Here is a 23,868-nt window from a genome sequence, read left to right as displayed (position 1 = left end):
GGGTTAGCAAGGCAAAAGCATTACCCCACAGGGCGCATCGCTTTGGCCTGCTTCCCCGAGCAAAGGCTGCAGGGAAGCGTCACGACCTTATTTAACCGCGGTGGACGAACCGTCTTTGTGCCATTTGAAGACACCAAACTCGAAGCCTTTCAGATCGCCTTTCTGATCCCAGCTCAGGTCACCCATTACTGTCGGCACCGGCGCGCCGGTTTTCAGGTTCTTCGCAATCGCATCTGGCTCATCGCTCTTACTGCGCTCAATGCCGGTGACCAGAGACTGAATCGCTGCGTAAGTTGTCCAGACAAAGGGGCCGGTTGGATCTTTGCGGTTAGACGCGGTATTCGCTTTAATGGCTTCAACAATCGCCTTGTTCTGCGGCAACTGGTCGTAACGTTTTGGTAAGGTTACATACAGCCCTTCAGAAGCGTCGCCTGCGATGTTAGACAGCGAGGCGTTACCCACACCTTCTGGTCCCATAAAGCCGGCTTCCAGCCCTGCCGCTTTCGCCTGGCGCAGAATCTGGCCCAGCTCCGGGTAATAACCACCGTAGTACACGAAATCCACGTTCTCTTTCTTCAGACGCGCAACCAGCGTTGAGAAATCTTTATCGCCTGCGGTGATACCTTCAAACATCACCACGTTGCCGCCTTTGGCCTTCAGGGTTTTTTGTACGGATTCCGCGAGGCCCTGGCCGTACTGCTGTTTGTCATGCACCACAGCGATACGTTTGGGTTTGATTACATCCAGAATGTAGTTCGCCGCCGTTGGGCCCTGGTCAGAATCCAGACCGGTGGTGCGCATCACATCTGCATAGCCACGCGCCGTGAGTTCAGGTGCCGTAGCAGCAGGGGTAATCATCAGCACGCCTTCGTCGTTGTAGATATCTGAAGCGGGCTGAGTTGAGGAGGAGCACAGGTGGCCGATAACATACTTAATGCCGTCATTGATCACCTTGTTCGCCACCGCAACCGCTTGTTTTGGGTCGCAGGCGTCGTCATATTCCACACCGACCAGTTTGTCGCCGTTAACGCCGCCTTTGGCATTAATATCTTTAATCGCCTGTGCAGCGCCGGTAAATTCCATATCACCATATTGTGCGACCGGGCCAGTAGCGGCACCTACGATAGCGATTTTAATCTCTTTCGCCATTGCCGCATGGCTCATCGCCAATGCAACGCATCCTGCCAGTAACGCGCGACCTGTCATTTTCATGCGAACTACCCCATCAGTTGTGTCGTGTTTGTTGTGAGTGATGTTATTTTCTGCCAAATAAAGTGGAAAACTGATTTAACAATAATGAGTTAGCACGCTTTTCTGGCTTTTATTAATAATAAGGCTTTATATTTCAGTCTATTAAACAGGAAGTTTATTCTGTAAAGCAACTGACATATTCATGATTCGCAGCCAAAAGCAGCATAATCCTCTGGAGCCAATGCGTGGTTTTTACTCACCAGGGCAGCGCGTTATGCTGCCTTTAAAATTGGATAGCATGTTTATAACTATTATCCTGGCACTCTGTCGCTGTTTTGACCTGTTTTATTGCCTAAAATGTGCCAGGGTTCCGGTAACGGGAATTGACTACACTAACGGCTTTTATACGCACAGGTGTTTATTATGAAGCTCACCATTTTGCGTCTCACCTCGTTGACGCTACAGGACCGGATAGATCTGGGGAAAATCTGGCCTGAGATCGATATAGAAAAGCTGGAGACAGCGTTGAATGAAAGCCATCGTCTTTATGCGGCGCGCTTCAACGATCGCCTACTGGCTGCATTACAACTCGAAATTTCAGGTACTCACGGCAAAGTGCATCATTTGGCTGTAAGAGATGTTACCCGGCGACGTGGCGTAGGACAGTATTTGCTGGAAGAGACGATGAAGCAGAATCCATCGTTAAACGACTGGTGGATTGCCGATGACGGCAGTGACGATCAACGCATTCGTGCGGCGTTTATGCAGGCCTGTGGTTTTCGCGCCCAGGTTGACGGCTGGGTAAAATAAAAAACAGACAATAAAAAAGGGCGACCTGAAGTCGCCCTGTCTCGTCAGGCTTCGATAGCCATTCGGAGTTTCTTCATCGCGTTCTTTTCAAGCTGTCGGACGCGCTCTGCGGAAACGCCATAACGATCGGCCAGTTCCTGCAGGGTGGTTTTGTTGTCCTCATCCAGCCAGCGGGCGCGAATGATATGTTGGCTGCGCTCGTCCAGGCCTTCCATTGCGAACGTCAGCTTGTCGGCTGCATGTGACTCCCAGTTGTCCTCTTCGATACCGTCGGCAAAGTCAGAGGTTTTATCCTGGAGATACAGCACCGGCGCCATGGACTTACCTTCACCGCTTTCGTCATCAGCGGACATATCGAAGGTCATATCCTGAGCGGCCATGCGCGATTCCATTTCCCGCACATCTTTGCTGCTCACGCCCAGCTCGCGCGCGACCATTTCTACTTCATCCTGATTAAACCAGCCCAGACGCTGCTTGGTTTTACGCAGGTTAAAGAATAATTTGCGCTGTGCTTTCGTGGTCGCCACTTTCACGATGCGCCAGTTACGTAGCACATATTCGTGAATTTCCGCTTTAATCCAGTGCACGGCAAAGGATACCAGACGGACGCCCACTTCAGGATTAAAGCGACGAACGGCTTTCATCAAGCCGATGTTACCTTCCTGAATCAGGTCAGCCTGTGGAAGGCCATAACCTGAGTAGTTACGAGCGATATGAACAACAAAGCGTAGGTGAGACAGGATCAGCGTCTTAGCCGCATCCAGATCGCCCTGGTAATGCAGCCGTTCAGCCAACGCCTTTTCCTCTTCTGCCGATAGCATCGGCCAGGTGTTGGCAGCCCGAACGTAGGATTCCAGGTTGCCCAGAGGAGCAATAGCTAAAGTTTGCATTTCTTTGGTCATTCAAACCCTCACAAAATCAGTGGAATTGCCGCATCTTTCCTTAAGCGCACGTCACATTATGTCAACGTCGCAGGAAAACCAAAAGCAATCTGTGCTACTTAGAAAACAAAGTTATCCACAAGTTCAATTTTAGCAGTGAATATTTTACACACAGATGACAGCGGGGCAATATCCTCTGCACCCATTGTCGGCAGCAGAGGATGATTATAACAAAAAAATGTTGCAGAGGTTTACTGCGGCGTAAATCGGCGTAAATGTTGTACGGTAGCCAGCCAGGCCGCAACCCAGCCAATAATCGCCGCGATCAGCAGCAGCAACACTGCCTCATCCCAGGAGAACCCTTCGAGCGAGAAGGTCGTGCCAAACACTGAGGCAACATGGGCCACTACGGACTGCAAACGCAAGACCAGCACTTCGGAAAGAAGCAGCGATAACACGGCACCAGAGAAACCCAACAACGCACCGCCATACAGGAACGGACGCAGAATAAACCCGTCGGTCGCCCCGATCAACTTCTGCACGTTGATGGTATCGCGCCGGGCAAAAATACTCAGCCTGACGCTGTTGCCAATCACCAGGAACACCGCCACGATCATTAAGATACCGATCATGGAGGCAATCTGCCCCACCAGACCGGTCAGCGCCGCAAGACGAGCAAACCAGCTGTCATCCATGCGCACTTCGTCAACGCCCTGCACTTTCGCCACCCTGTCGCGCAGAGTTTGTAGCGTGTCGGAATTCTGGAAAGTCAGTTTAGGCGTAATGATGACCACGGCCGGCAGAGGATTCTGCTCCAGCATATCCATCGCGCCGCCAAAGCCTGACCAGTTACGGAATTCGTTCAGGGCCTCTTCGCGCGTCAGGTAGTTAACGTGGTCCACGCCATCGACCTGCTTCAGCTGAGTCGTCACGTTTTCGGCGGCGGCATCATCCAGCGTTTTGGAGAGATAGGCCGTCAGCTGTGGCGCCGGATACCATTGAGTGGCAGCCTGGCTAACGTTTTTCCACACCATGTAACACACGCTGGGCAACGTCAGAGAGATTGCAATAACCATCACCGTCAGCAATGTCGCTAACGGCTGACGCCACATGTCAGACAACGTACCACGCAGCGCGTAGCGCCACTGCTCCTGCCAGCCGCCGCGTAACGCTTTGCTTTTCGACGGTTGCTTCGCCTTCGGCGCGGGCGCGCGTTTGTTGCGTTTATTGACCATCGTGGCCTCCGTGCAGGCGTCCTTTATTTAGCGTCATCACCCGATAATTTCGGCGACCGATTAGCCCCACATCATGTGTCGCCATCAGGACCGTCACCCCAACGCGGTTAAACTCTTCAAACAGTCGCAGGATGTCTTCAGACAGCGCCTCATCCAGGTTACCGGTTGGTTCATCAGCCAACAGCACCGCCGGTTTATTCACCACAGCGCGTGCAATACCCACGCGCTGCTGTTCACCACCGGAAAGTTGAATAGGATAACTTTTCGCTTTGTCGAGCAGGCCCACTTTATCTAACGCGGCTGAAACACGCCGCCGGATATCTTCCCCGCTGGCACCGGAGATGATCAGCGGAATGGCCACGTTGTCATAGACAGAACGATCCATCAGCAGGTGGTGATCCTGAAAGATCATACCAATCTGACGGCGCAGAAACGGCACCTCGCTGTTACGCAGGCGTGAAATGTCATGCCCGCTAAACCAGATTTGTCCGGCGCTGGGACGCTCAATGCCACAAATCAGCTTCAGCAAGGTACTTTTCCCTGCGCCAGAATGGCCGGTCAGAAACGCCATTTCACCGGGACGTAGATGAAAATCTACGCCCTGCAGCGCCTGACGTCCGCCGAGATATGCCTTACTGACCTCTTCAAAGCGAATCATCCTAATTAGTCCTCTCGGGCAAACAATGCCTCAATAAAATCCTCGGCCTTGAACGGCCGTAAATCTTCGATGCCTTCTCCGACACCGATATACCGGATAGGGATGCCAAACTGATCTGCCACCGAGAAAATCACACCGCCTTTGGCCGTGCCATCCAGTTTTGTCAGGGTAATACCGGTCAGACCGACCGCTTCATGAAACAGTTTGGCCTGGCTGATGGCATTTTGCCCGGTGCTGGCATCAATTGTCAGCATGACTTCATGCGGCGCCTGCTCATCCAGCTTTTTCATGACGCGCGTAATTTTTTTCAGTTCTTCCATCAGGTGCGATTTGTTTTGCAAACGGCCTGCGGTGTCGGCGATTAAAACGTCAACGCCACGGGATTTAGCGGCCTGAATCGCATCGAAAATCACCGAAGCGGAATCGGCACCGGTATGCTGCGCCACCACAGAAATGTTGTTACGCTGACCCCATACCTGAAGCTGTTCAACGGCCGCTGCACGGAAGGTGTCGCCCGCCGCCAGCATGACCGACTTGCCTTCTGCCTGATACTGACGAGCCAGCTTGCCGATGGTGGTCGTTTTACCTACGCCGTTAACACCGACCATCAAAATGACAAAAGGCGTTTTGCCTTCAACATTAAGCGGTTCTTCCACTTTCGCCAGAATGTCGGCCATTTCAGTTTTCAGCAGGCCATAAAGCGCCTCTGCATCGCGAAGCTGTTTGCGGTCGGCATGCTGCGTCAGGCTGGTGATGATACGGCGCGTCGTTTCGACCCCCACATCTGCAATCAGCAGTTGCTCTTCGAGCTCTTCAAACAGCTCATCATCAATCTTTTTGCCACGGAACAGGCCGATAAACCCCGATCCCAGGTTCTGACGGGTTTTCACCAGGCTGCGTTTCAGGCGGGCAAAGAAGCCCTCTTTTGTCGGACGATCCTGCTCCTGCGTCACCAGTGGCGCGGCGGCTAAAGGAAGATCGCTGACAGTATCTGTCGGCTCCGCCCGATCGGCGTTTTCTGAAACATCCTCCACGATATCCGCATCGGCCAGCGCCAGTGCGGCGAGTTCGTCATCGCTGAGCGGCGCCTTGTCTGCCTCCTGGACAGGTTCGGGCTGAAGGATTTCAGGCTCGTGCGGCGTGACTTCCACGATCTCCGCATCAGCCAGCGCCAGTGCCGCGAGTTCGTCATCGCTGAGCGGCGCCTCATCGTCCACAGGCTCGGACGCAGGTTCTGCGGGCGTGATAATGCCATCATGCGGATCAGGCACGTTTTCAGCCGATGGGGTAATCGCTTTGAGCTTTACTTCGCTGTCGGGATCCGCTGCGTGTTGCTGTTCAACGACTTTTTCAGTCGTTGCAACGGTCTCTTCCGCGTGGATCTCTGCCTGACTTATTGCCGGGGATTCCTGTTCTGGCTGCTGGACTTCCGGTTGTGCAGTCTGTGAGGCCTGCGCTTCCGTTGAGGGTTGTTTCTCTTCTTCTTTGCCAAATCCCAGCCAGGAAAAAAAGCCTCGTTTTTTCTCTTTTGCCATTGTGTAACCACACTCCTCGATGGCTTCATCCCGGTAGCACAATGTTCCCAGGGTTAAAAAAAGTATTGGTGATAAACGCCAGATGAGCGTCAAACCGCAGAATTATGCATAACAGCAGCAACGCTGTAGTCTAACACTTTCCAGCCAGCTCACCACAGCACCCTTTTTTAACGTTTCTTCTCATCGTTTCGCCCGTTAAACTACGCAACAAATTATGAAGATTTGTGAGCAAGATGATAAAACCTCCCCGTAAGACTGGTGGTGCAGGCCAAATCCGCATTATTGGCGGACAGTGGCGCGGCCGCAAATTGCCGGTGCCGGACAGTGCCGGACTGCGTCCAACTACCGACAGAGTGCGTGAAACCCTGTTTAACTGGCTGGCGCCCTCTATTCAGGCGGCCAACTGTCTGGACTGCTTTGCCGGCAGTGGTGCGCTGGGGCTGGAAGCCTTGTCGCGTTTCGCCGCCTCGGCAACGTTACTGGAGCTGGAACGCCCGGTGGCGCAGCAGTTGGCCAAAAATTTACAGACGCTTCAGGCCGCCAACGGCCAGGTTGTGCAGACCAATACGCTGACATGGCTGGCGCAGAGTGGTAAGCCGTTCAATATTGTGTTTATCGACCCGCCGTTTCGTCAGGGCCTGCTGGAACAAACGCTGCAACTGCTGGAGAATAACGGCTGGCTGACTGCTGACGCACTCATCTACGTTGAAAGTGAAGTTGAACGCGGTGCCCCCCCGGTTCCAGCACACTGGGATCTTTACCGCGAAAAAATTGCCGGCCAGGTGGCCTATCGCTTATATCAGCGCCAACAGGAGACACACGATGTTACTTAATTTAGGACGCCTGCTGATGCTGTGCGTATGGGGTTTTTTACTGTTTAACCTGATTCATCCTTATCCCAAGCCACTGACCTGGTTTATCAATGTGGCTCTGATATTTATGATTCTGATGCATGGTCTGCAGTTGGTCCTGCTGCGCACCACCCAAGTTAAAGATGCGCCGCCGATCGATCGTGTCACCCAGATAAAAGTCTTTTTGTTTGGCGTATTCGAACTGGTCGCGTGGCAGAAAAAAAACTTCCCACGTAAGTAAGTCGTCACGGCGGGCACCTGGCCCGCCGCCGTTAGTGCCGGGCGGGCGTAAACTGAATAAAGCGCGAGGCATGCAGAGTCAGTTCCCCTTGCGTGCCCTTGTCCATCAGATGGTAGTCATTTTCACTTACCCGCATCTTAATATCGCTTTCGCCGTTCAGCGGATGAAACCACGCTTCATAGCGCATTTCATCACCGGCGATCACTTCCCGTTCACGCGAACGCCGACTGGAAACAGAAAACTCACGTTTGGTTTTCACTTCGACTGTCAGGGTGCGAACCGGTGAGGCATCATTGACGGCGGCTTCACGACGCTGTTTGATGAACTGGCGAGTCGCTAAAACAGCGATAACAGCCAGCACAATGATAAAAAGTAGCGGTGGTTTCATAATATCCCAACGTTTCTCAGGTTACAGATGGCGCAAATGGCGCGCTAAAGCATACAACCAGAGTTGACCGATTGTCACATCAGGCTGGCGTAACCTAGACTGACAGGAGTATTTCAGGAATTGTCACCATTTTTGGTCAATAGGGAGAAGCAATGCTCTGGTCCTTTCTCGCGGTACTTTTCTCCGGCTGGCTGTATGTGGATGCCTCTTACCGGGGACCTCAATGGCAACGCTGGTTATTTAAGCCTGTAACCTTGCTGCTTTTAGTCGGCCTGGCCTGGCAAGCCCCCACGCGCAACACGTCAGACTATCTGATTGTGGCCGGGCTGGTCGCCACGCTTGTCGGCGATACGCTGACGCTGCTTCCACGTCAGCAGACGCTCTACGCGCTGGGCGCGTTTTTCCTGTCGCATCTGCTCTATACGCTGTGCTTCGCCGCCAACATGACGATGAGTTTCTACTGGCCCATTCCGCTGACCTTTTTGATCATCGGGGTTGTCGTGATTGGCATTCTGTGGAGCAAGCTGGAAACGTTACGCTGGCCGGTCTGTACGCTTATCGGCATGACGCTGGTGATGAACTGGATGGCGTCAGAGCAATATTTTTTCCGTCCCAGTGATTACAGCTTTTCGATTCTCGTCGGTTCGGCCCTGCTTCTTTTGGCCAATATTGTGTGGTTTATCAGCCATTACCGTCGCCGCTTTAGCGCGGACAGCGCCATCGTCGCAGCCTGCTATTTTGCGGGCCACTTTATGATTGTCCGCTCCCTGTGGATTTACTAAGAAAGCGTCACAATAAATCTTGAGATGGAACAAACCGTCGGGTGTAAGATAAGGCGTGGGCATGGTGCCCACGCCTTCCGGAGGTTATATGCATCAACATCATGCTTGTGGCTGCGGTAAGCCCTACGGTACGCACCGTGCCGCAAAACCGCTTTGTGCAATCCGCCCTGTTCGTTCAGGTACGCTGTCTGTTACTGCGGCAACGCCTGAAATTTCTGACGGCAATGGCTGCGGTGGTGACTGCGCATGCGGCAGTTCATCCAGCAGTGAAGCCAATGACGAAGGTGACCGACGACGGTCCTCAGATGCTTTTCAGTTCAGTTGGCTGGTCAGCGGCATGGACTGCCCCAGTTGTGCCCGCGCTATCGAAACGGCCGTTCGTCAGCTTCCTGACGTCACCCAGGCCCGCGTCGTATTCTCCAGTGAGAAGCTGATCGTAGACGCCCGCGCACCGGTTCAAGGATCTATAGAAGACGCCGTCAGAAAAGCCGGTTTTCAACTCTCCTCCATCGCAGCTTCCGCTTCTTCACCCGCGCCCTGGCAAACACATCTTCCCCTTTTTATGCTCGCCGGGTTAATGCTGGCCAGCGTTGCGCTCAGCCAGGTCAATGCTGTGTGGGGCGATGGATTATTTATTCTCACCACGCTGGTTGGTCTGGCACCGGTCGCGCGTAAAGCCTGGCAACGCCTGCGGACCGGCTCTGCTTTTACGATTGAAACCCTGATGACGCTGGCGTCGGCGGGCGCGCTGTTGATTGGCGCCCATGCGGAAGCCGCCATGGTGTTGCTGCTGTTCCAACTGGGTGAACGCCTGGAGGCCTGTGCGGCAACCCGTGCGCGCAGTGGCGTGAGCCAGCTGATGGCGATCCGTCCCGAATCGGCCGTGCGCCTGCAAAATGGCGTTCGCAGTGAGGTTCCACTGACGGCGCTGCAGCCAGGCGACCGTATAGAGGTTGCCGCCGGTGGTCGCCTGCCGGTTGACGGATGCCTGGTCGCGGAAAGCGCCAGTTTCGATGAAAGCGCCTTAACCGGCGAGTCTTTGCCGGTTATTCGCATGCGGGGCGATAAGGTGCTGGCCGGTGCCACCAGCGTCGACAGGCTGGTGACGCTGGACGTGGTGTCAAAACCCGGCGAGAGCGCGATTGACCGCATTTTGCAGTTGATTGAGGAAGCCGAAAGCCATCGTGCTCCGGTGGAACGCTTTATCGATAATTTCAGCCGCATTTACACACCTGCAATCATGCTGCTGGCGCTGCTGGTCATGGTCATACCGCCGCTGCTCGGCGCGGGGGCATGGCTACCGTGGATCTATAAAGGGCTGACGTTACTTCTCATCGGTTGCCCCTGTGCACTGGTGATCTCGACGCCCGCGGCCATTACGTCTGGCCTTGCGACTGCGGCGCGGCGCGGCGCTTTAATCAAGGGCGGTGCAGCCCTGGAACGTCTGAGTGCGGTGCAGACGATAGCGTTCGATAAAACCGGGACGCTCACGGAAGGCAAACCGCAGTTGACCCGCATTTTGGCATTCGGCGATCTCAGTGAAGACGAGATTCTGCTGCTGAGCGCCGCCGTTGAGCAGGGCTCCACGCATCCGCTGGCGACGGCAATTGTGGCTGCGGCCCAGGCGAAATCCCTGACAATTCCGGCAGCCGCGCATCAACAGGCCATCGCCGGCAGCGGCATCAGGGCCGAGGTTGCAGGCCAGCGCATTGAACTGCTGGCCCCGGCCTACGTTAACGCGCTGAGCGCCCGGCAACTGGACATGATTGGCGAGCAGGAGGCCCTGGGCGAAACCCTGGTGATTGTGCTGCGTAATGGCGATGTACTGGGTGCACTCGCGTTGCGCGATCGTCTGCGCAGTGAAACGCCTGCCGCGTTGCAGGCGCTAAAGGCCCTCGGCATCAACAGCATTATGCTCACAGGGGATAACCCGCGAGCGGCGGCTGGGGTGGCGCAACAGCTGGATATCGCGTGGCACGCAGGTTTATTACCCGCCGACAAGGTGGAACGGGTTCGCCAGCTCAGCCAGCATCAGGTTGTGGCAATGGTGGGCGACGGCATCAATGATGCGCCAGCCATGAAGGCGGCCACGCTGGGCATAGCCATGGGCAGCGGCACCGATGTCGCGCTGGAAGCAGCCGATGCGGCCCTGACGCGCAATCAGCTCAGCCATCTGGCTCCGATGATTGGTCTGGCGCGCCGCACCCGGGCAATTATTCGCCAGAATATCGGTATTGCGTTAGGGCTTAAGGCACTGTTTCTGGTTACCACGCTTCTCGGGTTGACCGGATTGTGGCTGGCGGTGCTGGCTGATTCTGGCGCCACCGCGCTGGTCACGGCAAACGCGTTGCGGCTGCTGCGCACGCGGGATTAACAACCTGGACGGCGGCAGGTGCCGCCGTTATTCGCCCATCCCTTTTCTGATCAAAAACTGATAAGGCAGCGTGTCGGTTTGCGCGACTAACAGGCGATGCTCCATAAAGCGGCAAAAACCGGGAATATCCCGCGTGGTCGCCGGATCGTCAGCCACGATCAGTAGCGTTTCACCGTCCTGCATCCCGCGCACGGTTTTGCGAACCATCATGACCGGTTCGGGACAGCGCAGGCCTGACGCATCCAGTTGATGGTCGGCGGAAGAAAATGCATCACTCATCACGATCTCAATTCAGGTTGGCGGGCGCTTATTTTAGCGCGTCAGCCCCTGGACGCAAGGCGATAACGATTGCGTTAAAATTAGCCATTGCATTAATAGCACACCAGGGTAAGATGCGGCCGTTTTTTGTTCATGAAACCGTAGCGCGCGGACCGATCTGCGCTCTGCAATGGGTTCCCTCACCCCACGATTAAAAAGGCTAACTATGCTCGCATTTACTCCGCGTCAGCGCACTTATGCGCTTTTCTGGCTGTCCCTGTTTCACCTGCTGGTGATTACCTCCAGTAACTATCTGGTGCAGTTGCCCGTCTCCCTTTTTGGTTTCCACACCACCTGGGGCGCCTTTAGTTTCCCGTTTATCTTCCTGGCGACCGATCTGACCGTCCGCATTTTTGGCGCGCCGCTTGCACGGCGGATTATTCTGGCGGTCATGGTGCCGGCGTTGTTTATCTCCTATACCATCTCCAGTTTATTTTATCAGGGCGAGTGGCAAGGCTGGCAGGCATTGCAGCAGGTGAACCTGTTTGTCGCCCGTATCGCCTGCGCCAGCTTTATGGCTTACGCGCTGGGCCAGATTCTGGATGTGCATGTCTTTAACCGTCTGCGTCGCCTGCCGCAGTGGTGGATAGCACCGGGCTGTGCCATGTTTTTAGGCAACATCAGCGACACGCTGGCGTTCTTTTTTATCGCCTTCTATAAGAGCTCCGATGCGTTTATGGCGCAGCACTGGGTGGAGATCGCCCTGGTCGATTACAGTTTCAAAGTGCTGATCTGCATGGTGTTCTTCCTGCCTGCCTATGTTGTGTTGCTCAATGCGGCGTTGAAACGTCTGGCCGAACGTCAGGCTCAACCACAGATACATTTCGGCTAACCGGCAATACAGCCTTTCCTGACAATCCGCTAAAATCTTCTGACAATACTCAGGTTGCGTTTGCAGCCTGATTCCTGTTGTATAAACGCCTGAGTGGAAATTTAAAAAGGGATTCTGATGCGTAATTTAGTGAAATATGCGGGAATTGGTTTGCTGGTCCTCGGCCTCGCCGCCTGTGACCAAAAGAAAGATGACGCGGCAAACGACAACGGCGCATCTGCCAGTCAGTCGGCACAAACCGTGACGCTGATGGATGGCAAGTTAAGCTTCGCCTTACCGCCGGGCATGTCTGATAAGAGCGGCAAACTGGGATCACAAAGCACCAATATGCACGTGTATGCTGATGAAAGCGGCGCGCGGGCGATTATCGTTATTGCGGGTGATGCCACTAACGAAGGGCTGGATGTTTTATCACAGCGCATGGAACAACAGCAGCGTAACCGCGATCCGCAGCTACAGGTTGTCTCTAACAAAGCGGTCACCCTGGGCGGCGAACCCGCGCAGCAGCTGGACACCGTGATCTCAGCCAACAACCAGACCTCCTGGTCTTCCGTCGTATTGGCAAAGGTGGACGGTAAGCTGATGACCATGCAGGTCACGCTGCCGGCCCAGAACCAGCAGCAGGCGCAAAGCGAAGCTGAAACGGTAGTGAAGAGCATTAAACTGAAATAACCGCAACAGGCCCTTGCCTGACAAGGGTGTTATTTCAGGTTCCCGCCCTGAAAACAGCGAGCCGCGTGGAAAAGCACGTCTCCACACGGCTCGATTCTGGTTCTTTTCACGCCTGCTCGCGTGCCGTGCGCCAGTAATCAATCAAACGCAGATAGTTATCTTTTACAGCCGTTACCAGCGCCGCGTCGTCAATTTCACCCTGCAACCACTGACTTGAAGGCTGGGCAAAAATCGTCCGTCCCACCGCGAAGCCTTTCACCCATGGCGCAGCCGCAGCCGCAGCGAAACCGAGTTTCAACGTCTCCTCTGGCGCGTCCAGACCGAGCAACAGGATACCGCGACAGTGCGGATCCTGCGTCTCAATCAGGGTGCCAATGGCCTGCCAGCTCGCTGTTGACAGGGGCGGTAATTTCCACCAGTCCGGCTTGATTCCCAACGCATAAAAGTGGCGCAGAACCGCCAGATAACAGGCTTCGTGACGGTCTGGCTGCCCCTCTGGCAGAATCACTTCCAACAGCAGTTCATGTCCGCTTTTATTACAGCCTTTCCAGACATCCAGCAACACGGCATCCTGCTCTTCACGCAGTTCGGCGCTGTCATCCGGATGATAAAACACCAGGCATTTTACCACATGCTCCATTGGCCAACTGGCAAGCTGTGAGCCGATATTGCCGTGTTCAAGGCGTAACGGTCGGGATCCCGGTAACTCTATCGGCCGCCCGATCCATCTGTTCTTGCCGGTAATGGCGTTTAGCGTCCGTTGCCCGAAGGTGGTATCGGCCAGAATGCCGCTTTTGCTTTCAATGCCTGCCTGCTGTACCGCCTGCTCTGCGGCCTGAAGCAGCAGGAGCTTGAGTTGAGAAATTTGGCTGACGTCAGCCCCCGCTGCCTTGGCCATATCGACCAGTTGCTTACGATGATCAAAGGCAAAGATATTAAGTTCCGGCCAGGCACGCTGCCGGGTGGTCACGCGGTGCAAGTGCGTTAATCGACTGTCCAGGTCCGGACGCTTGACGGCGTTTTCGCGGCTCAGAAAATCGTCCAGTTCTTCCCGGGTCGGCATCGCCGGCGCGCAACCGTGGCGTGAAACTACCAACGCACCGCAGGCATTGGCGTAACGGCAGGCCTGCTCCCAGCCTTCATCATTTAACCAGCCACGCAGCAGGCCCGACATAAACGCGTCACCTGCACCCAGCACGTTTAACACCTCGACGCGCACGCCGCTGTGCAGCGTTACCTGCTCCCAGCTTTGCGGAATCTCATGTTCAAAGACAACGCATCCCATTGCACCCCGCTTACAGACCAGCGTAGCCTTACTGACCTCACGGACATTTCTCAGCGCCGTCAGCGTATCGGTGCTGCCGCCCGCGATATGGAATTCTTCTTCGGTGCCTACGATAAGATCGAAATAGTGGACGACCTGCTGCAGTTGCGCCGTCACCTCTGACGATGCAATGAAACGTGTTTCACCGTCACCCAGAGAGGTTAATCCCCACAATACTGGCCGGTAATCGATATCCAGCGCCGTTCGCAGGCCGTTTTTGCGGGCGAGCTCCAGCGCCTTCAGCACAGCGGCCCGGGTCTGGGGATGTGACAAGTGCGTGCCGGTGACCGCGACCGAGCGGGAGGAGGCGATAAAGGACTCCTCAATATCCTCTGGCACCAGCCCCATATCGGCGCAGTTATCACGATAAAAAATCAGTGGAAAGGTTTCGTCGTCTTTGATGCCGAGAATCACCAGGGCAGTGAGGCGTTTTTTATCCGTTATCAGCGCATCGGTATTACACCCAACCCTTTGCAGGCTTTCACGTAAAAAACGGCCGTTATGCTCATCGCCTACGCGCGCCAGCATGGCCGAACGCAACCCCTGAATAGCGGTGCCATAAGCGACGTTACCCGATGAACCGCCAAGATATTTGGCAAAGGACGTGGTGTCCTCCAGTCGCGCGCCAATTTGCTGACCATAGAAGTCTACGGCGATGCGTCCAATACAAATCACATCAAGACGCTTCTGTTGTGTACTCATACTTCTGGTTTCCTTCTGTGATGAGCAGACACTGTGGACAAGTTGGATATCGGGGTCTGAAGGTGTCTGGTTAGCGAGAAACACAGTATGAGGAACAAATATTCCAAACTCAATTCAAAATGAAACTTACAATGCGATTATGTGAACCAGTTAAAAATCTGTCGACCCCCGGGACTTTATCGCCATGCCCTGCGCACCTTGTACCACAAGGCATCAGACTTACCGCCTGACTTTCGAGGCTGACCTGACAATGAAATGAAATGAAATATTTTAAAAAACGGCAACGCTCACAAAACATTCCAGCTCCCCCTTTCCTTGCTATGACGTGGATCGCCGGGAATGTAAATTTGATCCCCCTCGCAAAATGAAATATTTCTTCTGTAATTGTATTTTATGAAAAATGCATTTGTTTATAATCCTCTGACATTTCAGTTATCCCGGTAGCTCTCTCCGTTACGTCACGCCGTTAATGCGCGGGGCCGGACGCCGCTACAGCCAGCACGTTAAGGAAAGTTTATGGCCACCATCAAACTGACTACCGCACAGGCATTAGTTAAATTTCTTGATAATCAATATATTGACGTAGACGGGCATGAGACGAAGTTTGTCCATGGCATTTTTGCCATTTTTGGCCATGGCAATGTACTGGGTCTGGGCCAGGCACTGGAACAGGACAGTGGGGATCTGGTGGTATACCAGGGACGTAATGAGCAGGGAATGGCGCACGCTGCAACCGGCTTTGCCAAACAATCCCTGCGGCGTCAGATCATCGCCTGCACCTCTTCTGTTGGCCCGGGTGCTGCCAACATGTTGACGGCGGCGGCCACGGCGACGGCGAACCGCATTCCCCTGCTGCTGCTGCCCGGTGACGTTTTTGCCACCCGACAACCTGATCCGGTGTTGCAGCAGATTGAGCAATCCTGGGATCTGAGCATCAGCACCAATGATGCCTTTAGAGCGGTCAGTAAATACTGGGATCGCATCAGCCGCCCTGAACAGTTAATGAGCGCCTGTATCAATGCGATGCGCGTGCTCACCGACCCCGCTGAAACCGGGGCCGTTACGCTCTCTTTACCGCAGGATGTGCAAGGCGAAGCCTGGGATTACCCTGACTATTTCTTTCAGAAACGCGTGCACCGACTGGACCGTCGTCAGCCCACCATGGCCCAACTTGAAGATGCGCTGAAGCTTATTATCCGCAAACGTAAACCGCTGATTATCTGCGGCGGTGGCGTCAAATATTCGGGGGCAGGCAAGGCATTGCAGGCGTTCGCTGAACGGTATCAGATTCCGTTCGCTGAAACGCAGGCCGGAAAAGGCACGCTGCTGTCCGATCATCCGCTCAACGTTGGCGGCGTAGGTGAAACCGGCTGTCTGGCGGCAAACCTGCTGGCAAAAGACGCCGATCTGGTGATTGGGATTGGCACACGTTATACCGATTTTACCACCTCATCGAAATGGATTTTTCGGCATCCCGAGGTGAGCTTTCTTAACATTAACGTCAGCAATTTTGACAGCTACAAGCTGGACGGCGTGCAGCTGCTTGCCGATGCGCGTGAAGCCCTGCTGGCGCTCAGTCATGGGCTGGTTTCGCAGCACTACGGCAACGACTGGGGCACGCAGGTTGCCGAGGCGCGGCAACAGTTAGAAGAAGAAACACAGCGCGTGTATCACGTTTCACATAACGAGGCTGAATTTGTGCCCGAGATTGCCGACCATCTGGATCGGGACGCCGTCTACGCCGAATTCAATCGCCTGACGCAGTCTCTACTGACCCAGAGCAGTGTCGTGGGTACCCTCAACCAGCATTTGCCTGCCGATGCCGTCATCGTCGGTGCTGCAGGCAGTCTGCCTGGCGACCTGCAACGCGTCTGGCGCACGCGCGGCTATAACGGCTATCACCTCGAATACGGCTATTCCTGTATGGGGTATGAAGTGAATGCGGCGTTAGGCGTTAAGCTTGCGGAGCCCCAGCGGGAAGTCTATGCCCTGGTCGGCGACGGCTCTTTTATGATGCTGCATTCCGAGCTGGTGACCGCCATTCAGGAGGGTGCCAAAATCAACGTGGTGCTGCTGGACAACATGAGCAATGGCTGCATTAACAACCTGCAAATGGGGCACGGTATGGACAGCTTCGTTACCGAGTTTCGCTTCCGCAATACGGACAGCGGTAAGCTAAACGGTAGCCTGGTGCCGGTAGACTTTGCCGCGATTGCTGCCGGTTATGGTTGTAAGACCTATCGCGTCAGCACGCTGGAACAGCTTAACGCTGCGCTGGACGATGCGAAAGCACAGCAGGTTTCTACGCTGATAGATATTAAAGTGCTGCCCAAGACCATGATTCATAATTATTTCAGCTGGTGGCACGTTGGTGTTGCACAAACGGCCCAATCGGCGCGCGCGCAGGATGTGGCAGACAAACTGAATGCGCATCTGGCACAGGCCCGCAAATACTGATTTCCGGGCCGTCTGACGGCCCTTGTTTCTTCTCTTCGAGTTAACCCTACAGGTGTAATTATGACATTGAAACTTGGTGTGATTGGAACAGGCGCGATTGGTCAGGAACACATTCGCCGCTGCAACAATGTCTTACAAGGGGCAAAGGTGGTCGCGGTGTCCGATATCAACGTTGAAAGCGCGCAGGCTGCACTGCAACGGCTGAACAGTGATGCGCAAGTCTGCAAGGATGGCTTTGAGGTGATTCAGTCACCTGATGTGGATGCGGTGCTGGTGACCTCATGGGATCCGACGCATGAAGAGTTTACCCTGGCGGCCATCGCGGCGGGTAAGCCGGTGTTCTGTGAAAAACCGCTGGCCATGAGCGCAGAGGGCTGCCGTCGGGTAGTCGAAGCAGAAATCCAGCACGGTAAGCGACTGGTTCAGGTGGGTTTTATGCGGCCTTACGATGCTGGCTACCGGGCGCTGAAAAAAGTGATTACCGACGGTGAAATCGGCGAGCCGCTCATGCTGCATTGCGCGCATCGCAATCCGACGGTACCCGAAAATTACAATACGGAAATGGCAATCACCAATACGTTAATTCATGAACTTGACGTACTGCGCTGGCTGACGAGTGACGATTACAAAAGCGTGCAGGTGGTTTTCCCCCGCGTCAGTTCCAAAGCGCGTCCGCATCTGAAAGATCCGCAAATCGTCCTGTTTGAAACGCAAAAAGGCGTGCGCATTGATGTAGAAATTTTTGTGAACTGCACCTACGGCTACGACATTCAGTGTGAGGTGGTGGGTGAAGAAGGCATCGCCAGACTGCCGGAGCCTTCGTCAGTGCAGCTGCGCAAACAGGCCAAACTTTCCAACACCATTTTAGTCGACTGGAAAGACCGCTTTATCGAGGCTTACGACGTCGAACTGCAGGCGTTTATCAACGACGTGAAAGCCGGGCAGTTAACCGGTCCGTCCGCCTGGGATGGTTTTGCCGCCTCCGTCGCCGCTGACGCCTGTATCAAGGCGCAGAAAAGCGGTGCCATTGAACCAATTGAAATGCCTGCCCGTCCGGCATTCTATAACTAAATCTCTCGATTTTGGCAGGTGCACAATGAACAACGATAACGTAAAGCTGGCGATAGCGCCCATTGGCTGGACAAATGATGATATGCCCGAGCTGGGCAGCGAGAATACCTTTCAGCAAACCGTCAGCGAGATGGCACTGGCGGGCTTCTCAGGAAGTGAAGTGGGTAGTAAATACCCACGCGATCCTGCCATTTTAAAGCCAATGCTCGATATTCGCGGCATTCAGATCTGCAACGCCTGGTTCAGCACCTTTTTTGCGCAGGGTGACAAGGACGAGACCATTGAAGGTTTTACGGCGCACATGAATTTTCTCTATGAAATGGGTGCCCGGGTGATCGGCTGTTCAGAGCAAAGTCAAAGTATTCAGGGCACAACACGGTCAGTGCTCGATCACAAACCGGTATTTAACGACGAGGAGTGGCAGAGAACGGCGGAAGGTTACAATACGCTTGCCGACCTTGCCGCCGCAAAAGGGATGCGCGTATGCCTGCACCACCATATGGGCACCGGGATTCAGACGCCAGCGGAAATCGACCGTTTCATGGCGCTCACGCATGACAATGTCGGTTTACTCTATGATACCGGCCACATCTATTATTCTGAAGGCTCACAGGACGTGATGCTGGCAGTGCTGAAAACTCATCTGCCGCGCATTTTCCACGTTCATCTGAAAGACGTGCGGGATGAGATTGTCGCAGAAGTGCGTGACCAGCACCTGTCGTTTCTGGACGGTGTAAAAAAGGGCACCTTCACCGTTCCAGGCGACGGCGTCATTGATTTTAAACCGGTTTTCAAAATTCTTGACGACTACGGCTATCAAGGCTGGATGGTGGTTGAGGCTGAGCAGGATCCTGCGTTGGCCAATCCGTTCGAGTACGCGGTAAAGGCAAGAAAATATATTCGGGAGAATACCGGACTGTAAGACTATTTTCCGCCCTGAAGAGAATGATCAGGCCTTGTGTAAGGCTGTGCCCTTATCGGATGCAGCCTGTTTAAGTGGCCAACTCACCCGCGCGTCGCCCCTGTCCCGGCGAATCTGTGAGTCATTTCATAAACCAATGAAATAAAAGCTGCATACATAACAAAAAAATGAAATTTTCCAACCATCTGATATCATAGCGTTCATTATCCAGCCACGTTTTCCGCAAATGAGCAGATGTCATGAGTAATAATCCTTCCCAACTTTCACTGCTGCAGGACGAGATTCGCCGCCGCTACGAAACGCTGAGCAAGCGTCTGAAGCAGGTGGCTCGTTATATCCTTGATAACAGTAACAGTATTGCTTTTGACACCGTGGCCTCTATTGCGCAGCAGGCCGATGTTCCGCCCTCTACGCTGATTCGCTTTGCGAATGCATTTGGCTTCAGCGGTTTCAACGAAATGAAACAGGTTTTTCGTCAGCATCTGATGGAAGAGACCGTCAACTATACCGAACGTGCGCGGCTGTTTCGTCAGACAGCAGCGGACGATGCTGCGAATTCGCCCGAAAGTCCGGCGGAAATCCTCAATGTTTTCACCATGGTCAACAGTCAGGCCCTGCAGCAGTTGGCTATGCAGGTGAGCCCCGACCAGTTAGACAAAACCGTGCAGCTTCTGAACGAAGCCGAAAATGTCTACGTAATCGGCCTGCGTCGGTCGTTTAGCGTTGCCTCTTATTTAGTGTATGCCCTGCGCCATCTGGAACGCCGTGCCTTCCTGATTGACGGGCTGGGCGGCATGTTTACAGAACAGCTTAATCTGGTCACGCCTAAAGATGTGGTGATTGCCATCAGCTGTTCACCCTATGCAAGGGAGGCGGTAGAAGTGGTCGAGTTGGGGGCCAAACGTGGTGCCAGCTTAATCGCGATCACTGACAGCCAGGTCAGCCCGCTTGCCGCCTTCAGTGACGTCTGTTTCGTTGTACGCGAAGCCCAGGTTGACGGTTTTCGCTCTCAGGTTGCCTCGCTGTGTCTGGCACAAACGCTGGCTGTATCCCTGGCGCTGGCGAATGCGCAGTCCGGTCAGCTCTCCTGACTTGCCGCCAGCTGCGGCGGCTCTGCTTACAGGTCATACCTGAACATATGATACACGCGCCCTCAGTAAAGCCAGGAGCATGACGCCCCCGCGTGTCCCGGCGAAAAACGCCCTCTGCAGCGACAAAAAGCAGCCCTCAGGCTCAATGCTGGTCACTTAAGGTGACCAGCCTTTTTTATCGGCATATTTCCGGGATCTTATTCGCCGCTCCCACGGATAGTTTCGTTCTCTTCGCCCCGGCAATATCAGCCATCTCGCCTTTTCATCCGGCGTTCTCAGTTCGCCCGGAACCGTGCCCGGGGTAACTCATCAGGAGCCGTGATATCTCACTGATGGCTCTGTCTGCTGAAGCTCAGCGGGAATAAGATTAGAGAGCGAGCGGGCGCGTTCGGGAGAAGTGGAATGAATGATGCCCAGAGCCTGTGAGAGTTCCATAAAAAAGGGTTCATGATGAACATGAACCCTTTTGACGCCTGCCACTGGATTGGTAAACCGGGCCTTACTTAAATGACCCGCATTAGCCCTCAGGCTGCCGTTTTGCTCTCAGCCGTGATTAACGTGACGGATAGCGTTCGCTGTTGACCCAGGCATGATCCTGCTCCCAACTGAATTTCCACAGGCGAACCGGCCCTGCCATAACGTTAAGGTAGTAGTTGTTATAGCCAGCCAGGGTTGCTACAGGATGGTAACCGCGCGGTACGGTGACGACATCCCGGTTATAAACAGCCATGCACTCATCCAGAGAACGATCGTCCGTATAAACGCGCTGCATCGCGAAGCCCTGTTCGGGTTCAAAACGGTGGTAATAGGTTTCTTCCAGATAGGTTTCGTTCTCGCTGTTTTCCTGGTCGTGCTTGTGACTCGGATACGAACTGGTATTGCCCTCATCGGTAAACACTTCCACCACCAGCAAGCTATTTGCTGGTTCACTGTCCGGCAGAATGTTGTGCACAAGTCGCTGGTTATGGCCTTTGCCGCGCCGCTCAACGCCGACATCTTCTGGCGCAATCAGTCTGGCGGGCAGGTTGTCGCCCTGCCCCGGTGCCTTACATACCGCCAGCTCAAGATCGCTGTCCGCTCTTACCGTCACTGCATCATCATGGGGGACATACACGGAATAAGGCGGCGTACGTTCAAACGGCGACATTCGCTTACCTAACCCCGGAAAGTTTGCATGACGCGTGCTAATCGAGGCCAGGCCTGCCACCAGCACCAGGCAAAGCTCACTGTCACCGCTGGCCATGTCGAGCGTCTGTCCTTGTTTTAACAGGAAAGACTCGAAACCCACATAGCGCCAGCCCGCACTGTCTGGCGTTACCTGCTGTATGCGCCCCTGCTCATCGGGCTGTTTTACCTTTGAGAGTAATGACATCCGCCGTCTCCTAATCCATCGCCCTTTATCGTCAATACGCTGTCACTGAGCGCCCACTCAACCCAACGTCGGCATACTGAATTCAGAAACCGTTTGCTGGCCGCTCGGCCAACGGACGGTCGCTGTTTTCATGCGCGTGTAAAAACGCACGCCGTCCGGACCGTGGACATTCAGTGCGCCAAACACCGATCGCTTCCAGCCACCAAAACTGTGGAATGCCATTGGCACCGGCACGGGCACGTTGACGCCGACCATTCCGGCTTCAACGTTTTGGACAAATTCACGCGCCGTGTGACCATTACTGGTAAAAATGGCGCTGCCGTTGCCGAATTCGTGACTGTTAACCAGTTTCAGCGCACTGTCGTAATCCGGCGCGCGCATGATGCTCAGCACCGGGCCAAAGATTTCTTCACGCCAGATCACCATCTCTGGGGTCACGTGATCGAATAACGTTCCACCGACATAGTAGCCGTCCTCATAACCTGTAACCTTCTGGTGACGACCATCCACAACCAGCGTTGCCCCTTCCTGCTCGCCGATATCGATATAGCCCAGCACTTTCTTCTGATGGGCGGCCGAAACGACAGGCCCCATTTCATTCTCGTCACTGCCCTTATTCATGCCCGGCCCGACGCGTAATGCTTTAATCAGCGGCGTCAGGCGCGAAATCAGTTTATCGGCGGTGTCATCGCCTACCGCGACCACGACCGGCAACGCCATGCAGCGTTCACCCGCCGAGCCAAATGCGCCCCCCATGATGGCATTGACCGTGGCGTCCAGATCAGCATCTGGCATGACGATAGCGTGGTTTTTGGCGGCGCCAAATGCCTGCACGCGTTTGCCGTGCGCGCTGGCCGTTTTGTAAATGTGCTCAGCCACACCCGACGAACCTACAAAGCTAACGGCCGCGATACGGGGATCTTTGTAAAGCTGTTCTGCGTTCTCATTCGAACTGTGTACCACGTTGAAAACGCCATCCGGCAGGCCCGCTTCTTTCAGTAATTCCGCCATGCGCACGGCAGCAGACGGATCCAGCGCCGGGGGTTTAAGTACAAAGGTGTTGCCGCAGGCCAGGGCAATAGGGAACATCCACAGTGGCACCATGGCGGGGAAATTGAAGGGGGTAATGCCTGCAACCACGCCGACCGGCTGCATGAGCGAGTAGCTGTCTACGCCGCCGCCCACGTTAGGCGAGTTCTCCCCCTTGAGCAGGTGAGGAATGCCGCAGGCGAACTCAATCACCTCAATCCCGCGCGTCAGTTCACCCAACGCATCAGACCAGACTTTGCCGTGCTCGGACACGATTAGCGCCGCCAGCTCATCACGATGCTGTTCCATTAAGGCCTTAAAGTTGAACATCACGCGCGCGCGGCGCAGCGGGGCGGTTTTGGACCAGGCAGGAAAGGCTGCATGCGCCACGTCGATTGCCTGGGCCACTTCGTCTGCGCTGCATTGGGTAAGTTCACGGATCACCTTGCCAGTTGCCGGATCGAACACAGGAATGGTTTCGTTGCTGGCACTGAACGTGGTTTTACCGCCAATAAAATTTCCTACGATAGTCATGATGTTGCCTCTTTGGTATGTACGGTTCCAGCAGGCAAAGCACAAGAAGTGGCACGCTGGCTGGGCAGGAAAAGCCAAAAGCATGCTGAGAAGCTATTACAGTGGAATAAATTTTTCAAATAAATATTTTTGAAAAATAACTTTTTAGCGGGGCAGATCGCATTTTTGCCTGTCGCTCTGAACGGGTCGCCAGCAATGGCTTTACATGACCTGTCTGGGGTGAAGTTAGTGCCTGTGTGCTGTGACGACAAGCGCCAGCTCGAAGTCTGCACTGATGCCGTCGTCCCTCCCGGTCAGGCGTCAAATTAAGCGGAGAAAGACAAAACAGCGCCTTTCGTATAAATTTCATTAAATCGCATAGTGAAATGAACATTTCTTTTTACACACCTCTTGCCCTCAGCCTGCCTTTGGCAAGGTTCACTCTGCTGGCGCAACGCCCTTAAGCCAAACGGGTGCACGACAGTGGTGCAAAATCCCTCACCCAAGGCCATTTCCTGAACCAATAATTTCCTTACTGCAAATCAGGAATCATGTGTTTCATAGCTTGCCGCCTTTCATGCATCTCAGGATAAATTTCTATCTGTATGATTATTATCAT

Annotated in this window: 21 protein-coding genes; 11 read left to right on the top strand and 10 right to left on the bottom strand. The window is 54.3% G+C overall.

Going from position 1 to position 23,868, the window contains the following annotated elements:
- Positions 1-87 precede the first annotated feature (87 nt).
- Positions 88-1,212: a branched-chain amino acid ABC transporter substrate-binding protein gene (locus GKC68_RS02140; RefSeq protein ID WP_028724432.1), complete on the bottom strand. Its 1,125-nt coding sequence runs from the start codon at positions 1,210-1,212 to the stop codon at positions 88-90.
- Positions 1,213-1,614: 402 nt separating this feature from the next.
- Here GKC68_RS02140 and panM point away from each other — a divergent pair, with 402 nt between their 5' ends.
- Positions 1,615-2,001: an aspartate 1-decarboxylase autocleavage activator PanM gene (panM, locus tag GKC68_RS02135; protein WP_028724434.1), complete on the top strand. Its 387-nt coding sequence runs from the start codon at positions 1,615-1,617 to the stop codon at positions 1,999-2,001.
- Positions 2,002-2,045: 44 nt separating this feature from the next.
- On the opposite strand, the gene rpoH is transcribed toward panM, so the two are convergent.
- The 4 genes from rpoH to ftsY form a co-directional block, all read right to left on the bottom strand.
- Entirely contained in the window at positions 2,046-2,903 is an 858-nt protein-coding gene (gene rpoH / locus GKC68_RS02130; RefSeq protein ID WP_028724435.1) for an RNA polymerase sigma factor RpoH, read from the bottom strand.
- Positions 2,904-3,133: 230 nt separating this feature from the next.
- Positions 3,134-4,117 (bottom strand): permease-like cell division protein FtsX, encoded by a 984-nt coding sequence (gene ftsX, locus GKC68_RS02125; RefSeq protein WP_342656549.1) that lies wholly within the window; start codon positions 4,115-4,117, stop codon positions 3,134-3,136.
- A complete protein-coding gene (ftsE, locus tag GKC68_RS02120; protein WP_013027561.1) occupies positions 4,107-4,775 on the bottom strand; it encodes a cell division ATP-binding protein FtsE in 669 nt (222 codons plus the stop codon). Before ftsE ends, ftsX begins: the two co-directional genes overlap by 11 nt.
- 5 nt (positions 4,776-4,780) lie before the next feature.
- Positions 4,781-6,310 (bottom strand): signal recognition particle-docking protein FtsY, encoded by a 1,530-nt coding sequence (gene ftsY / locus GKC68_RS02115; RefSeq protein WP_064365823.1) that lies wholly within the window; start codon positions 6,308-6,310, stop codon positions 4,781-4,783.
- A gap of 233 nt (positions 6,311-6,543) precedes the next feature.
- Between ftsY and rsmD the strand changes: the two genes are divergently transcribed.
- Both rsmD and GKC68_RS02105 read left to right on the top strand, forming a co-directional pair.
- Entirely contained in the window at positions 6,544-7,143 is a 600-nt protein-coding gene (gene rsmD / locus GKC68_RS02110; protein WP_014594808.1) for a 16S rRNA (guanine(966)-N(2))-methyltransferase, read from the top strand.
- Positions 7,133-7,402: a DUF1145 family protein gene (locus GKC68_RS02105; RefSeq protein ID WP_028724439.1), complete on the top strand. Its 270-nt coding sequence runs from the start codon at positions 7,133-7,135 to the stop codon at positions 7,400-7,402. Before rsmD ends, GKC68_RS02105 begins: the two co-directional genes overlap by 11 nt.
- A gap of 31 nt (positions 7,403-7,433) precedes the next feature.
- Here the strand turns inward: GKC68_RS02105 and GKC68_RS02100 are convergent, their stop codons facing one another.
- Entirely contained in the window at positions 7,434-7,790 is a 357-nt protein-coding gene (locus GKC68_RS02100; RefSeq protein ID WP_342656548.1) for a DUF2500 domain-containing protein, read from the bottom strand.
- 152 nt (positions 7,791-7,942) lie between these two features.
- Here GKC68_RS02100 and GKC68_RS02095 point away from each other — a divergent pair, with 152 nt between their 5' ends.
- Both GKC68_RS02095 and GKC68_RS02090 read left to right on the top strand, forming a co-directional pair.
- Positions 7,943-8,572: a lysoplasmalogenase gene (locus GKC68_RS02095; protein ID WP_028724441.1), complete on the top strand. Its 630-nt coding sequence runs from the start codon at positions 7,943-7,945 to the stop codon at positions 8,570-8,572.
- Positions 8,573-8,660: 88 nt separating this feature from the next.
- On the top strand, positions 8,661-10,946 hold the full coding sequence (locus GKC68_RS02090) for a zinc/cadmium/mercury/lead-transporting ATPase (protein WP_342656547.1): 2,286 nt from the start codon (positions 8,661-8,663) through the stop codon (positions 10,944-10,946).
- Positions 10,947-10,973: 27 nt separating this feature from the next.
- Here GKC68_RS02090 and tusA read toward each other — a convergent pair whose 3' ends face one another.
- Complete coding sequence (gene tusA, locus GKC68_RS02085) at positions 10,974-11,225, bottom strand: sulfurtransferase TusA (protein WP_028724443.1); 252 nt, start codon at positions 11,223-11,225, stop codon at positions 10,974-10,976.
- A 205-nt stretch (positions 11,226-11,430) separates the two neighbouring features.
- On the opposite strand from tusA, the gene GKC68_RS02080 reads away from it, so the two are divergent.
- Together GKC68_RS02080 and GKC68_RS02075 are read left to right on the top strand one after the other, a co-directional pair.
- Positions 11,431-12,096: a 7-cyano-7-deazaguanine/7-aminomethyl-7-deazaguanine transporter gene (locus GKC68_RS02080; RefSeq protein ID WP_342656546.1), complete on the top strand. Its 666-nt coding sequence runs from the start codon at positions 11,431-11,433 to the stop codon at positions 12,094-12,096.
- A 117-nt stretch (positions 12,097-12,213) separates the two neighbouring features.
- Positions 12,214-12,768 carry a DcrB family lipoprotein gene (locus GKC68_RS02075; protein ID WP_047713832.1) on the top strand — a complete coding sequence of 185 codons (555 nt, stop codon included), beginning with the start codon at positions 12,214-12,216 and terminating at the stop codon, positions 12,766-12,768.
- A 106-nt stretch (positions 12,769-12,874) separates the two neighbouring features.
- Here GKC68_RS02075 and iolC read toward each other — a convergent pair whose 3' ends face one another.
- Complete coding sequence (iolC, locus tag GKC68_RS02070) at positions 12,875-14,794, bottom strand: 5-dehydro-2-deoxygluconokinase (RefSeq protein WP_110983591.1); 1,920 nt, start codon at positions 14,792-14,794, stop codon at positions 12,875-12,877.
- Positions 14,795-15,310: 516 nt separating this feature from the next.
- On the opposite strand from iolC, the gene iolD reads away from it, so the two are divergent.
- From iolD to GKC68_RS02050, 4 genes are all read left to right on the top strand, one after another.
- Positions 15,311-17,251 carry a 3D-(3,5/4)-trihydroxycyclohexane-1,2-dione acylhydrolase (decyclizing) gene (gene iolD / locus GKC68_RS02065; RefSeq protein ID WP_342656545.1) on the top strand — a complete coding sequence of 647 codons (1,941 nt, stop codon included), beginning with the start codon at positions 15,311-15,313 and terminating at the stop codon, positions 17,249-17,251.
- Between the two features lie 60 nt (positions 17,252-17,311).
- Positions 17,312-18,322 carry a Gfo/Idh/MocA family oxidoreductase gene (locus GKC68_RS02060; RefSeq protein ID WP_028724448.1) on the top strand — a complete coding sequence of 337 codons (1,011 nt, stop codon included), beginning with the start codon at positions 17,312-17,314 and terminating at the stop codon, positions 18,320-18,322.
- A gap of 25 nt (positions 18,323-18,347) precedes the next feature.
- On the top strand, positions 18,348-19,244 hold the full coding sequence (gene iolE / locus GKC68_RS02055) for a myo-inosose-2 dehydratase (protein WP_342656544.1): 897 nt from the start codon (positions 18,348-18,350) through the stop codon (positions 19,242-19,244).
- A 239-nt stretch (positions 19,245-19,483) separates the two neighbouring features.
- Positions 19,484-20,335 carry a MurR/RpiR family transcriptional regulator gene (locus GKC68_RS02050; protein ID WP_013027575.1) on the top strand — a complete coding sequence of 284 codons (852 nt, stop codon included), beginning with the start codon at positions 19,484-19,486 and terminating at the stop codon, positions 20,333-20,335.
- Between the two features lie 553 nt (positions 20,336-20,888).
- Here the strand turns inward: GKC68_RS02050 and iolB are convergent.
- Both iolB and GKC68_RS02040 read right to left on the bottom strand, forming a co-directional pair.
- Complete coding sequence (gene iolB, locus GKC68_RS02045; RefSeq protein WP_028724450.1) at positions 20,889-21,707, bottom strand: 5-deoxy-glucuronate isomerase; 819 nt, start codon at positions 21,705-21,707, stop codon at positions 20,889-20,891.
- Between the two features lie 57 nt (positions 21,708-21,764).
- Positions 21,765-23,270: a CoA-acylating methylmalonate-semialdehyde dehydrogenase gene (locus GKC68_RS02040; RefSeq protein WP_028724451.1), complete on the bottom strand. Its 1,506-nt coding sequence runs from the start codon at positions 23,268-23,270 to the stop codon at positions 21,765-21,767.
- Positions 23,271-23,868: the final 598 nt, after the last annotated feature.

It is taken from the genome of Pantoea sp. RSPAM1, from assembly GCF_038816185.1.
In the GTDB taxonomy this organism is placed as follows: Bacteria; Pseudomonadota; Gammaproteobacteria; order Enterobacterales; family Enterobacteriaceae; genus Pantoea; species Pantoea ananatis.
Note: the sequence above shows the minus strand (reverse complement) of the source record. Positions and strands in the feature narration are given on the sequence as shown.